Genomic DNA, 13,342 nt, shown 5'->3' on the forward strand with positions numbered 1-13,342 from the left:
ACATATCAGTAGTTGATATGTCGGGAAGCCTAATTGTCAACGCTGTCAATCACGCCGCGGCGTGCTTCTTGTTCTGGCGGTGGGAGATGAGGTCATCCACCACGGTCGGATCGGCCAGCGTCGAGGTGTCGCCGAGATTACCGAACTCGTCCTCGGCGATCTTGCGGAGGATGCGGCGCATGATCTTGCCGGAACGGGTCTTGGGCAGGCCCGGCGCGAACTGGATGAGGTCGGGCGAGGCGATCGGCCCGATCTCCTGCCGCACCCAGCCGACCAGTTCCTTGCGCAGCTCTTCGGTCGGCTCGATACCGGCCATCAGCGTCACATAGGCGTAGATGCCCTGGCCCTTGATGTCGTGCGGGTAGCCGACCACGGCGGCCTCGGACACCTTCGGATGGGCGACGAGGGCGCTTTCCACCTCGGCCGTGCCCATGCGGTGGCCGGAGACGTTGATGACGTCGTCGACGCGGCCGGTGATCCAGTAATAGCCGTCGGCATCGCGCCGGCAGCCATCGCCGGTGAAATACTTGTTCGGGTAGGTGGAGAAATAGGTCTGCTCGAAGCGCTCGTGGTCGCCATAGACCGTGCGCATCTGGCCCGGCCAGCTATCGGCGATCACCAGATTGCCCTCGCAGGCGCCCTCCAGCACCTTGCCCTCGGCGTCGACGATCTGCGGCACCACGCCGAAGAAGGGGCGGGTGGCCGAGCCGGGCTTGAGGCGCGTGGCGCCGGGCAACGGGGTGATGAGGATGCCGCCGGTCTCGGTCTGCCACCAGGTGTCGACCACCGGGCAACGTTCCTCGCCAACCACGCGGTGATACCACTCCCAGGCTTCCGGGTTGATCGGCTCGCCGACCGAGCCGAGCAGGCGCAGGCTCGCGCGCGAGGTCTTCGTCACCGGCGCGTCGCCCGCCTGCATCAGCGCGCGGATGGCGGTCGGGGCGGTGTAGAAGATGTTCACCTTGTGCTTGTCGATCACTTCCCAGAAGCGGGAATTGGTCGGGTAGTTCGGCACGCCCTCGAACATCAGCGTGGTCGCGCCATTGGCCAGCGGACCATAGACGATGTAGCTGTGGCCGGTGACCCAGCCGATATCGGCGGTGCACCAGTAGATGTCGCCCTCGTGATAGTCGAAGACATACTGGTGGGTCATCGAGGCGTAGACGAGATAACCGCCGGTGGTGTGCAGCACGCCCTTCGGGCTGCCGGTCGAGCCGGAGGTGTAGAGGATGAACAGCGGGTCTTCGGCGTTCACATGCGCCGCCGGGCATTCGCTGGTCACCAGATCCGCCGCCTCGTGATACCAGACGTCGCGGCCGGCCTCCATGTGGACGGTGCCGCCGGTGCGGCGTACAACCACAACGTGATCGACCGCGTCGGGGCCGAGCTTGGCGATGGCGGCGTCGACATTGGCCTTCAGCGGCACCTTGCGCCCGCCGCGCAGGCCCTCATCGGCGGTGATGACCATCTTGGAGTCGCAGTCGCGGATGCGGCTCGCCAGGCTATCCGGCGAGAAGCCGCCAAACACCACCGAATGGATCGCGCCGAGCCGCGCGCAGGCGAGCATGGCGAAGGCGGCTTCGGGGATCATCGGCATGTAGATGGTGACGCGGTCGCCTTTCTGCACGCTGCGGTTGCGCAGGACGTTGGCGAAGCGGCACACCTCGTCGTGCAATTCGCGGTAGGTGATATGGCGCGACTGCGAGGGGTCGTCGCCCTCCCAGATGATCGCCACCTGATCGCCGCGCGTGGCGAGGTGCCGGTCGATGCAGTTATAGGCGATGTTGGTGACGCCATCCTCGAACCATTTGATCGAGACCGCGCCCGGCGCATAGGAGGTGTTCTTGACCTTGGTGTAGGGCGTGAACCAGTCGATGCGCTTGCCTTCCTCGGCCCAGAAGCTTTCCGGGTCGCGCACCGAGGCCTCGTATTTGGTCTTGTAGCCGTGCTCGTCCACAAAGGCGCGGGAGGCCCATTGCGCGGGGACGTCGTAGATCTTCTCGGACATGGCGTTTACTCCCCCTTGGGCGGGCACTGGGCGCCGCTCTTGCTCCGGCGCTGAGCGCCGTTTTGCTTTCGCTCGGATTATGGTGACGCGCCCCCGGTGGGACAAGCCAGCGGCCGCGCGACTTTGGTCGGTATGTAGTTGTCCTGAAAGGCTCAGCCAGCCCCCGCGCGCGGACGCCAGATGCTGGTGTGCTTGATCTCGGAATCTTCCAGGTCGCGCGTCACCGGTACGCCATATTCCGCAATCTTTTCAAGCCGTTCGCGCGGCAGGTAGGAGCGGCCGGGATCGCCGATCCACACCTGCGTGCCGCCCGCCGCAAGCGCCTCCAGCCAGGCGAAGACGCGGGCGGCGAGGTCGCGCTCATAGGCGATGTCGCCGGCCAGCGCCACGTCCCAGCCGCCGCTCTGGCCGATCAGGTCATCGCCGCGCACGGTGAGCGGGGCGGCGCCATTGGCCTGCGCGTTCAGGGCGATGGCGGCCTGCGCGAAGCCGTCAATATCGGCCGCCTCCACATGGGCGGCGCCGGCCTTCAGCGCGGCGATGGCGACGAGGCCGGAGCCGGCGGCGAAGTCCAGCACCCGGCGGCCCTGAACAATCCCCGGATTATCAAGGACATGGCGCGCCAGCGCCTGCCCGCCGGCCCAGGCGAAGGCCCAGAAGGGCGGGGGCAGGCCGATGGCGCCAAGCTCCTCCTCCGTGCGCTGCCAGATCGGCAGCGACTCGGCGGCGAGGTGCAGCGAGATTTCCGGCACCAGCGGCACCGGCAGCAGGCGCGTCTCGGCGTGGATGAAGGCGCTCGCGTCGGCGATGCCCCCGCCGCTCACCGGCCGTGGTCGGCCATCTCCAGCACGATCTCCCATTCGCGGTCGGTGACGGGCTGCACGGAGAGGCGGGAGAAGCGCATCAGCGCCATCTCGGCGAGGCGCGGCTCGGACTTGATGGCGGCGAGGGGGACGGGGTTCTTCAACGGTTCGATGGCCTTGATGTCGACCATGACGAACTTGCCGGTGGGGTCGGAGGGGTCGGGATAGGCCTCCTTGATGACCTCGACGATGCCGACGATCTCCTTGCCCTCGTTGGAGTGGTAGAAGAAGCCGCGATCGCCCAGCTTCATCGCCAGAAGCTGCTGCTTGGCCAGATGGTTACGCACGCCGTCCCAATGCGTGCCAGTCGCCCCGGCGGCAATCTGCTGGTCCCAGGACCATTTGAAGGGTTCGGATTTGTAGAGCCAGTGCGCCATGGTCAGGTTCCGTTACGCTTCCGCTTTCTGGGGCCGCGCCAGCAGCGACCCGATGGCATCGTCGACGCTGACACGCCCCGCCAGCACCGCCTCGACCGCCCGCGCGATGGGCATGTCGATGCCCCGCTCATCGGCCATGGCGACCAGCACGCTGGCGGTCAGCGCGCCCTCGGCGAGCTTGCCCGTGGGGTGGAAACCCCCGCTTTTCCCGAGGCTTAGCCCCAGCGCGTAATTGCGCGACTGGGCGGTGGAGCAGGTGAGGATGAGATCGCCGAGGCCGGAAAGGCCCGTCAGCGTCTCGCCGCGCGCGCCATAGGCACGGCCGAAGCGGGTGAGTTCGGCAAAGCCCCGGGCGATGAGGGCGGCGGCGGCGCTGGCGCCGAGGCCGCGACCGCCGACGATGCCGGCGGCGATGGCGAGCACGTTCTTCGCCGCCCCGCCGATCTCCACGCCCCGCACATCCTCGCTGTGATAGAGCCGGAAGGAGGGCGAGCCGAGCGCGGTGGCGAGCGCCTCGGCAATGCTAACCTCTTGAGCCGCCAGTGTTACCGCCGTCGGCAGGCCGGCCGCGACATCGCTCGCGAAGCTCGGGCCGGAGAGGATGGCGGGGAGGCAATGGGGGCAGGCATCGGCCAGAACCTGCGTCATGAACAGTCCGGTGCCGCGCTCGATGCCCTTGGCGCAGGTGACCAGCGGCGTCCCCTCCTTGAGATGCGGGGCGAGGGCGTGGGCGACCTCCCGGCTCGCCTGCGCCGGTACAACCAGAAGTACGCAGTCGCAAATGGCCAGTGAGTGCAGTGAGGTGGACAGTGAGACCGATGTGTCCAGCTCGACGCCCGGCAGATGGGCGCTGTTGCGGCGGCTCGCCTCCATCGCGGCGATGGCCGCCGCGTCGCGCCCCCAGAGCACCACCGAACGCCCGGCGCGGGCGGCAGCATTGGCGAGCGCGGTGCCCCAGGCGCCGGCCCCGACCACGCCGATGCGGGCGAAACGCTCGGGCATCAGTCGGCCATCTCCACGCCCGTCACCTCCTCCAGCGGCCAGCGGGCGCGGGGGGCGACGCCGAGGTCGTCGGTGAGGCCCAGAGCGAGCCGCTCGGCCCCCGCCCAGGCGATCATCGCGCCATTGTCGGTGCAGAGCTCGGGCGGAGGAACGGCGAGGCGGGTGCCACCATCGGCGGCGACCTTGTGCAGCACGCGGCGCACCGCCTGGTTGGCGCCGACGCCGCCCGCCAGCACCAGCGCGCTCGGCTTCAGCCCGCGCTCGCGCATGACCCTGAGCGCGCAACGTACCCGGTCGGCGAGAATATCGACGATGGCGGCCTGGAAGGAGGCGCACAGGTCGTTCACGTCCTGGTCGCCGAGCGGGGCGACCTTGAGCGCTTCCAGCCGCACAGCGGTCTTGAGGCCCGACAGCGAGAAGTCCGGCACCGGCTTGCCATGCAGCGGGCGCGGCAGGGGGAAGCGCGAGGCATCCCCGTGCAGCGCCGCGCGCTCCACCGCCGGGCCGCCGGGATAGGGCAGGCCGAGCATCTTCGCCGTCTTGTCGAAGGCCTCGCCGATGGCATCGTCCATCGTGCCGCCGAGCTTGTGATACTCGCCCACCCCGGTAACGGCGACGAGCTGGGTGTGCCCGCCCGACACCAGCAGCAGCAGGAAGGGGAAGGGCACGGCATCGGTCAGCCGCGCGGTCAGCGCATGGGCTTCCAGATGATTGACCGCGATCAGCGGCTTCTTCGCCGCGAGGGCGATGGCCTTGGCGGTGGTGAGCCCGACAATGACGCCGCCGATCAGCCCCGGCCCGGCGGCGGCGGCGATGCCGTCCAGCTCCACCAGCTTGACGCCCGAGGAGCGCAGCGCCCGCTCGATGATGCGGTCGAGCACTTCCACGTGAGCGCGGGCGGCGATCTCCGGCACCACGCCGCCATAGGCCGCGTGCTCGGCGGTCTGCGACAGCACGATGTTGGACAGGATGGTGCCGGAACCGTCCGCGCGACGGCGCACCACGGCCGCGGCGGTCTCGTCGCAGGTGGTTTCGATGCCGAGGAGGAGAAGATCGCGCATTGACTTTCCGGGGTTTGACGGTGTTCTGAACCCGTTCCCGAACCGCTAGCACCGCAGGACGCCATGACGCAATCGCTTCCCCGCCTCCGGCTCGGCACCCGTGGCAGCCCGCTGGCGCTCTGGCAGGCCCATGCCGTGCGCGATGCGCTGGTGCGCCATCACAAATGGGCGCCTGAAGCGGTCGAGGTGGTGGTGATCCGCACCACCGGGGACGCCATCACCGACCGGGCGCTGTCGCAGGCCGGTGGCAAGGGGCTTTTCACCAAGGAAATCGAGGAGGCGCTGCTGGAGCGGCGCATCGACCTCGCCGTGCATTCGGCCAAGGACATGCCGACGCGCCTGCCGGACGGGCTTCACCTCGTCGGCTACCTGCCGCGCGCGGATGTGCGCGACGCGCTGATCCTGCGCGAGGGCGTGGCGCTGCGCGACCTGCCGGAAGGCGCGAAGGTCGGCACCGCCTCGCTGCGGCGCGAGGCGCAGTTGCGCCGTCTGCGGCCGGACCTTCAGGTCTCGCTGCTGCGCGGCAATGTGCAGACCCGGCTGAACAAGGTGGAGAGCGGCGAGTTCGACGCGACGCTTCTGGCGCTCGCCGGCCTCACACGTCTCGGCATGGCGGACCGGGTGAGCAGCGTGCTGGAGACCGGCGATTTCCTGCCCGCCGTCGGGCAAGGGGCGGTGGCGATCGAGACGCGCCAGCGCGACCTCGCGGTCGATTCGCTCATCGTGCCGGTCATCTGCCCGGCCACCGGCCTCGCGCTGCGGGTGGAGCGGGCCTATCTCGGCGAGCTCGACGGTTCCTGCCGCACGCCCATTGCCGGCCATGCCCAGGTGGTGGGCAACGAGATCCGCTTCCGCGGCGCGGTGCTCTCGCCCGACGGCACGCAATATTACGAGATCGTCCGCCACGGGCCGCTCAACCGCGCGCTGGAACTCGGCATCGCCGCCGGACACGAGATGCGCGCCATGGTGCCGCCCGACCTGCTCCCGCACGTGGCGCATTAAGGCCGGGCCGGTGGGCGCGCTCACGCGGATTCTGGTCACGCGGCCGCAGCCGGATGCTGAGGCCACCGCCGCGCGGCTGGCGGCGGCGGGGCTCTCCGCGCTGGTCGATCCGCTGCTGATCGTCGAGCCGGTCCTTGAGGCGGCACTTCCCGCCGGGCCGCTCGACGCGGTGGCGCTGACCAGCGTGAACGGGGCACGGGCGCTGGCGGCACGGCCGGAGCTTTCGGCCCTGACGCGGCTGCCGCTCTATGTGGTGGGCCGGCGCACGGCTGCCGTGGCGCCCGAGGGTTTCGCCGACCTCCATGTCGCCGGCGGGGATGGCGCGGCGCTGGTGGAACTGATCCGCAGGAGCCTGCCGCGCGGGGCCCGCGTGCTGCATGTGGCGGGCGAGGACCGGGCGGTCGATCTCGGCGCGGCGCTGGCGGGCGACGGGATCGGCGTTGAACTTTTCGTCATCTACCGCGCCGTGCCGGCTCCCGCTCTGGCGCTGGAAACCTGCGCGGCGCTGGTGGCGGGGCAGATCGACGCGGCCTTTCATTTCTCCCCGCGCACGGCGGCGACGCTGGTGGCCTGCGCCCAAGCGGCGGACAGGGCCGGCGGGCCGGCGGCAGGCCTCTGCGCGGCGCTGGCGCGGGTCCAGCATCTGTGCTTTTCCGCCAATGTCGCGGCGCCTCTGGCGGGCGCCGGCTGGCCGACGCGCCTCGCCGATTCCCCGACGGAAGAGGGCTTGTTCGCGCTGCTCGACCGGTAAACCATGGGGCTCTCCCGAGGTTGCGGCGGGGGCGGGTGCGGTCTATCCCGGGAACCGAGGGCGGGTCGGCGCTTTATGATCTCGGGGAGGTACGCACGTGGCGAACAAAGACTCCAAACACGAACCCACCGGATCGGCGACCGAGACCGATCACGAGGCGCTTGAGGCGGGTGCGCGCGGCAAGTCCCGCCGCCGTCCGCCACCGACGCTCGATCTCGCGGCGACCGAAGTGCCGCCGCCCGGCGCCGCCAAGGACACGCCGCCGAGCGAGGATACGGCGCCGGCCGAGGTGCCGGTGCTCGATGCCGATGGCGGATCGCTGAAGGATACGGACACCGTGAACACCAAGGACCAGGCGGACGCCGACGCTGCCGAGAACGCGCCTTCCGAGACCCCGCCGCCCGAACCGGTCCACGCCGCTGAACTGCCGGGCACGCCGGCCGAGGCGCCCGCGCCCAAGCGGCAGATGGGCCTGGTGACCGGCCTCATTGCCGCGCTGGCCTCCGGCGTCATCGGCGCCGCCGTGGCGCTCGCCGTGGTCAACACCTTCTACAGCGCCGAGCAGAATGCCGACGCCATCACCCAGCTGGAAGCGCGCGCGCTCGATCTGCGCCAGCGCGTGGAGTCGATGGAAAGCGCCGCGGGCGGTGCCGCGCCGGCCGCGAACATCAACCTGCCGCAGGATCTGGCGACCCGGCTCGACGCCCTGGAATCCGGCCTCGCCGATGTCGGCGAACGGGTGAACGGGATTGCCGACAGCGCCGCTCCCGCTCCCGCCACCTCGCCCGAAGAGGTCGCCGCGCTCGGCAGCCGTCTCGACGCGCTCCAGCAGAAGGTGGATGGCCTGCCCGCGCCCGCCCCCTCGGTCGCGCCCGAGCAGGTGACGGCGCTGTCCGGCAAGGTCGAGGCGCTGCAGCAGCAGGTCGCGGCCATTCCGGCGCCGCCGCCGGCCGCCTCGCCGCAGGATCTCGCCACCGCCACCGCCCGCATCAGCGCGCTGGAGCAGCGCCTCGCCACCGTCGCCCAGCAGCAGCAGGCGAGCGGGCAGGGCGCGGCACAGCTCGTCGCGCTGAGCGCGCTGCAAGCGGCGGTGAGCGGCGGCCAGCCCTTCACCACCGAACTCAAGGCGACTCGCGCACTGCTCGGCGCCGGCGGCGAGGGCCTTGCCGCGCTCGAGCCGAAGGCCGCGAGCGGCTACGGCACCGGCCCGGCGCTGGCCGACCAGCTCAAGGCCGCGACCACCCCCGCGCCGTCCGCCGTGGCGGCGCCGGCCGATGCCGGCGTGCTCGACCGGCTGGTGGAGAGCGCCAAGGGCCTCGTCACCGTCCGCCGCAGCGACGACGCCCCGATGGGCGCCGATGCCGAAGCGGTCGCCACGGCCCGCGCCCAGCTCCAGCGGAATGACTATGCCGGCGCGCTGGCGACGCTGAACGGCCTGCCGGCCGAGGGCAAATCCGCCGTCGCGCCGGTGATCGAGAGCCTTGAGCAGCGGCAGGCGGCGCTCGCCACCATTGGCGGGCTGAGCCATCATGTGCTCGCCAGCCTTGCGGGAGGAACCCAGTGATCCGCATCGTCGTCTATCTGCTGATCCTCGCCGCCATCGCCTTCGGCGTCGCCTGGCTCGCCGACCGCCCCGGCCAGATCGCCCTCGACTGGCAGGGCTGGCACATCGAGACCAGCGTGCTGGTCGCCGCCAGCGCGCTGCTGGCGGTGATCGCCGCCGCGATCCTGATCTGGACGCTGCTGCGCTTCATCCTGCGCTCGCCGGACCTGATCGCCGGCTCTTGGCGCACCCGTCGGCGCAACAAGGGCTGGGCGGCGATCTCGCGTGGCCTGGTCGCGGTCGGCTCGGGCGACGTGATGGGCGCGCGCCGCGCCGCCAATGACGCCGAGCGGCTGATGGGCCATGAACCGCTCACCCGCCTGCTCGCCGCTCAGGCGGCGCAGCTTTCCGGCGACGCGGCGGGCGCCGAGGCGGCGTTCCGCACCATGGCGGACGCGCCGGGCACCCGCCTGCTCGGCCTGCGCGGCCTCCATGTGGAAGCGCGCCGGCGTGGCGACGCCAATGCCGCGCTGATGGCGGCGGAAGAAGCCGCGCGGCACGAGCCGGGCCTTGCCTGGGCGGCGGATGCGGTCATCGAGGCGCGCTGCCTCAAGGGCGACTTCACCGGCGCGCTGGCCATGCTGGAGCGCGAGGCGGCCCATGGCGGGCTCGACCGCGCCGCCCATCGCCGCCGCCGCGCCGTGCTGCTCGCCGCGCAGGCGCAGGCGATCGAGCTTTCCGACCCCGCCATCGCCCGCGACAAGGCGGTCGAGGCCGCCCGTCTCGCCCCGACCCTGGTGCCCGCCGCTGACATTGCCGGCCGCCTGCTCGGCGCTGCCGGCGACACGCGCAAGGCCTCCAAGATCGTCGAGAACGCCTATGCGGCGACCCCGCATCCCGATCTCGCCGAGACCTATCTGCATCTGCGCCCCGGCGATGCCTCGCGCGAGCGGCTGAAGCGCATCCGCACGCTGACCGCCCGCGCGCCGGCGCACCCGGAGAGCGCCATGGTGCTCGCCCGCGCGGCCATCGACGCGCTGGAATTCGACGTCGCCCGCACCGCGCTGGCGCCGCTGCTCGGCAACCCGACGCAGCGTGTCTGCCTCTTGATGGCGGAGCTGGAAGCGGCCGAGCATGGCGATGTCGGCAAGGCCCGCGAATGGACCGCCCGCGCCGTGCGCGCGCAGCAGGATCCGGCCTGGGTGGCCGATGGCGTGGTGGCGGAAGCCTGGGGGCCGGTCTCGCCGGTCACCGGCAAGCTCGACGCTTTCGAGTGGAAGCTGCCGCCCGGTCTTGCCACGACGCCGATGCTGGAGAACGAGGCCGAGCGGGTGAAGGCGGCCATCGCCGCCGCCATTGCCGCCCGCCCGGTGGCGGCGCCCGAGGCGCCGGTGGTCGATCTGGCCGGCGAGGATCCGGCGCCGCTTGCCCCCGAGGTCGAGCCGCGCCCGGAGGTGATCGACCTCACGCCCGCGCCCGCCAAGGCGGAGAGTGTCAAGGTGGAGGGCAGCAAGGCCGAGGGTGTGAAGGCGGAAGCCGCCAAAGCCACGCCTAAGCCCGACATCAAGCTGGAATCGGCCCCGGCGGAGGCGGTAAAGCGCCCGGCCGGCGCGCCGGTGGTCGCCATGCCGCATCTGCCGGATGATCCCGGCCCCGGCCCGTTCCCCGACGAGCCCGCCGGCACCACGCGCCCGCCTTACGGCGTGTGATTTCCCAACAAAGGCGCGCCCCGGTGGCGCGCCTTTTTCGTTCAGGGGGTCAGCGCTGCGCGCTTCTCTCCGCGCAGCCTTTAACTCAAAGAGAAAGCGTGGCTCGCGGCGCGGAACCTTTGGCGCAAAGAAAAAGCGCGCCTCTCGGCGCGCTTGCCACTCCTTGCGGAGCGTCTCCCATCCAAGACCCGGTCGCTGGTCAAGGCGACCGGAGGGACGAAAGGCGGTCGGAGTACATCCGTCCTAACCGCTTTCCTGCCGACGAGACGCTGACGAGGCGCCACCATGCCGACAGCCCTTTCCTGGCTGGGTGAACAGGAGATGGGGTGCCGTTGGGGGAATTCAAGGGGTGCGTGCGACGGAAGACGTGGATGCCTGGGTTGATCCCCGGATCAAGTCCGGGGACGGGCATGACGGTGTGCGGGCGGCCGGGGCGGCGGCTCTCTCGTCCGTCTCGCCCCTGTCGTCATCCCGGACGGCCGAAGGCCGATCCGGGATCGCGGGCCGATGCTGCGCGCCCCATACCCGGCCAATCGCCGCGTCACGTGGCGCGTCCCCCAACCCGTCATCCCCGGGCTGGACCCGGCGATCCATGACGTTTGCCGGGGCGCGTCGCGTTGAAGGCGTGGATGCCCGGGCCAAGCCCGGGCATGACGGTGTATTGGCTGGGCTGTCGCGTTTGTCGCGTCTGTCTCGCCCCTGTCGTCATCCCGGACGGCCGCAGGCCGATCCGGGATCGCGGGCCGATGCTGCGCAACGTACGCGGCGGACGATCCCGGCTCTGCGCTGCGCGGAGCCTGCCCTTGGGCTTGCCGTAGGCAAGACCCGAGGGGCCGGGATGACGCCATGAAGCGGTAACGTCGGCGGGATCGAGAGCGCGCCGGAGCGGCCCGCCCCGCCCGCTACTGCACGCGGCGGGTGGGGATGTGGGTGGGGGAGGGGCTGGCCTTGCCGGAGACCGGGCGGCCGGGGGCGGTGCCGATGCCCTTGCCGCCGCCACCACCGCCCAAACCCCCGGCGGGGCCGCGACCGGGGCCGCCCGCCGGCGTGCCGCCGGGCTTGGCGAGGTTGATCGGGGCGGTGGAGCGCGGCTTGCGGGCCTCGCCGCGCGGCTTCTCGTCGAACAGCTCGGCGAGCTTTTCCGTCATCGCGCCGCCCAGCTCCTCGGCGTCGACAATGGTGACGGCACGCTTGTAGTAGCGCGTCACGTCATGGCCGATGCCGATGGCGATCAGTTCGACCGGGGACTTGTCCTCGATCTGCTGGATCACCCAGCGCAGATGGCGTTCCAGATAATTGCCGGGGTTCACCGACAGAGTGGAATCGTCGACCGGCGCGCCGTCGGAGATCATCATCAGGATGCGGCGCTGCTCGTTGCGGGCGAGCAGGCGGTTATGCGCCCAGTCGAGCGCCTCGCCGTCGATGTTTTCCTTGAGCAGCCCCTCGCGCATCATCAGGCCGAGATTGCGCCGGGCGCGGCGCCACGGGGCGTCCGCCGCCTTGTAGATGATGTGGCGCAGGTCGTTGAGCCGGCCGGGCGCGCCCGGCTTGCCGGCCGACAACCACGCCTCGCGCGCCTGCCCGCCCTTCCACGCCTTGGTGGTGAAGCCGAGGATCTCCACCTTCACGCCACAGCGCTCCAGCGTGCGGGCGAGAATGTCGGCGCAGGCGGCGGCGACCGTGATCGGGCGGCCGCGCATCGAGCCGGAATTGTCGAGCAGCAACGTGACGACGGTGTCGCGGAAATCGGTGTCGCGCTCGCGCTTGAAGGAGAGCGGCTGCATCGGGTCGGTGATGATGCGGTGCAGGCGCGCGGGGTCGAGCATGCCCTCTTCGAGGTCGAACTCCCAGCCGCGATTCTGCTGCGCCATCAGCCGGCGCTGGAGGCGGTTGGCGAGGCGGGCGACGACGCCCTGAAGATGGGTGAGCTGCTTGTCGAGATAGGCGCGCAGCCGCGCCAGCTCCTCCGGATCGCACAGCTCGTCGGCGTTCACCGTCTCGTCGAAGCGCGGGGTGAAGGGGTGATATTCCGGCGCGCGGGGCTCGCTCGGCACGGCCTGCTGCGGCTGCCAGGGCTCGGAGGCATCGTCCGCCTCGCCGAGCTCGGCATCGTCGGAGAGTTCCGAGGTCGGCTGCTCCTGCTGCTCCTCGGATTCCTCCGGGTTCTGGTCGGAGGACAGGTCGCTGTCGACCTCGGTCGTGCCCTCGGAATTCTCGTCCGGTTCGGCCTCGCTGCCCTTGCCATTATCCTCGTCGCGCCGGTCGTCGGCGTCGGTGGAGGGGTCGTTGTTCTCGTCGAACGGGGCGATGTCCTCGCCCATGCCGAGCGAGGAGAGCAGGTCGCGCATCGCCTCGGCGAAGCGGCCCTGATTGTCGGCGGAGGTGGCGAGCTCGTCGAGCGCGCGCGCGCCATGCTCCTCGATGAAGCCGCGCCAGAGATTGACCATCTCGCGCGCCGCCGCCGGCGGTGCCATGCCGGTCATGCGCTCGCGCAGGATGAGCGAGAGCGCGTGTTCCAGCGGCGCGTCGGAGCGGTCGGAGAGGTTGGCGAAATTGGCCTTCTGGTAGCGGTCTTCCAGCATGGCCGACAGGTTGAGCGCCACGCCGTCCATGCGGATGGCGCCGAGCGATTCGCAGCGGGTCTGCTCGGCGGCCTCGAAGGCGGCGCGCGCCTGCTGGCCCATCGGCACGAGGCGCTTGTGGACCTTCGGGTCGTGGCAGGCCATGCGCAGCGCCATGGAATCGGCGTGGCCGCGCATGATGGCGGCCTCCTGCTTGGAGAGCCGGCGCGAGGGCTCGGGCAGGCGGGCGCGGCCATCGGCGAAGCCCGGCTTGTCGGCGCCGAAGCTCACCTCGATCTCGCGGTCGCCGGCAATGGCGCGCAGGCAGCCCGTCACCGCGCGCTTCAGCGGCTCGGTCGGGGCTTCCTTGGGGGCCGGGCGGTTGGGGCGGTTCGAGGTGCTCATGGCGCGGGCCTTGTTGCTGGCATGATCTCCCGAGAGCACGCGCCCACCGGCTTGCCACGC

General features: G+C 71.0%; 10 protein-coding genes. 4 read left to right on the forward strand and 6 right to left on the reverse strand.

Annotation, left to right across the window (positions count from 1 at the left end; genetic code table 11):
- Positions 1 to 49: 49 nt before the first annotated feature.
- The 5 genes from acs to tsaD form a co-directional block, all read right to left on the reverse strand.
- Complete coding sequence (gene acs, locus OU996_RS08800; RefSeq protein WP_267585218.1) at positions 50 to 2,008, reverse strand: acetate--CoA ligase; 1,959 nt, start codon at positions 2,006 to 2,008, stop codon at positions 50 to 52.
- Between the two features lie 152 nt (positions 2,009 to 2,160).
- A complete protein-coding gene (locus OU996_RS08805) occupies positions 2,161 to 2,868 on the reverse strand; it encodes a class I SAM-dependent methyltransferase (protein ID WP_420712725.1) in 708 nt (235 codons plus the stop codon).
- Positions 2,829 to 3,248, reverse strand: coding sequence for an EVE domain-containing protein (locus OU996_RS08810; protein WP_267585220.1), 420 nt, complete (start codon positions 3,246 to 3,248; stop codon positions 2,829 to 2,831). Before OU996_RS08810 ends, OU996_RS08805 begins: the two co-directional genes overlap by 40 nt.
- Before the next feature lie 12 nt (positions 3,249 to 3,260).
- Complete coding sequence (locus OU996_RS08815) at positions 3,261 to 4,250, reverse strand: NAD(P)H-dependent glycerol-3-phosphate dehydrogenase (protein ID WP_267585221.1); 990 nt, start codon at positions 4,248 to 4,250, stop codon at positions 3,261 to 3,263.
- Positions 4,250 to 5,311 carry a tRNA (adenosine(37)-N6)-threonylcarbamoyltransferase complex transferase subunit TsaD gene (gene tsaD, locus OU996_RS08820; protein WP_267585222.1) on the reverse strand — a complete coding sequence of 354 codons (1,062 nt, stop codon included), beginning with the start codon at positions 5,309 to 5,311 and terminating at the stop codon, positions 4,250 to 4,252. The genes OU996_RS08815 and tsaD overlap by 1 nt, the downstream gene beginning before the upstream one ends.
- Positions 5,312 to 5,374: 63 nt before the next feature.
- Here tsaD and hemC point away from each other — a divergent pair, with 63 nt between their 5' ends.
- From hemC to OU996_RS08840, 4 genes are all read left to right on the forward strand, one after another.
- A complete protein-coding gene (hemC, locus tag OU996_RS08825; protein WP_267585223.1) occupies positions 5,375 to 6,313 on the forward strand; it encodes a hydroxymethylbilane synthase in 939 nt (312 codons plus the stop codon).
- Positions 6,314 to 6,323: 10 nt separating this feature from the next.
- Positions 6,324 to 7,064 carry a uroporphyrinogen-III synthase gene (locus OU996_RS08830; protein ID WP_267585224.1) on the forward strand — a complete coding sequence of 247 codons (741 nt, stop codon included), beginning with the start codon at positions 6,324 to 6,326 and terminating at the stop codon, positions 7,062 to 7,064.
- 97 nt (positions 7,065 to 7,161) lie between these two features.
- Positions 7,162 to 8,628, forward strand: a complete 1,467-nt coding sequence (locus OU996_RS08835) for a COG4223 family protein (protein ID WP_267585225.1) — start codon at positions 7,162 to 7,164, stop codon at positions 8,626 to 8,628.
- On the forward strand, positions 8,625 to 10,316 hold the full coding sequence (locus OU996_RS08840) for a heme biosynthesis protein HemY (protein ID WP_267585226.1): 1,692 nt from the start codon (positions 8,625 to 8,627) through the stop codon (positions 10,314 to 10,316). Before OU996_RS08835 ends, OU996_RS08840 begins: the two co-directional genes overlap by 4 nt.
- A 902-nt stretch (positions 10,317 to 11,218) precedes the next feature.
- Here the strand turns inward: OU996_RS08840 and cobT are convergent.
- The gene (cobT, locus tag OU996_RS08845) at positions 11,219 to 13,282 is read right to left on the reverse strand and encodes a cobaltochelatase subunit CobT (protein WP_267585227.1); all 2,064 of its coding nucleotides are present in this window, start codon (positions 13,280 to 13,282) and stop codon (positions 11,219 to 11,221) included.
- Positions 13,283 to 13,342: the final 60 nt, after the last annotated feature.

Origin of the sequence: Ancylobacter sp. SL191, assembly GCF_026625645.1 — a bacterium.
GTDB lineage: Bacteria > Pseudomonadota > Alphaproteobacteria > Rhizobiales > Xanthobacteraceae > Ancylobacter.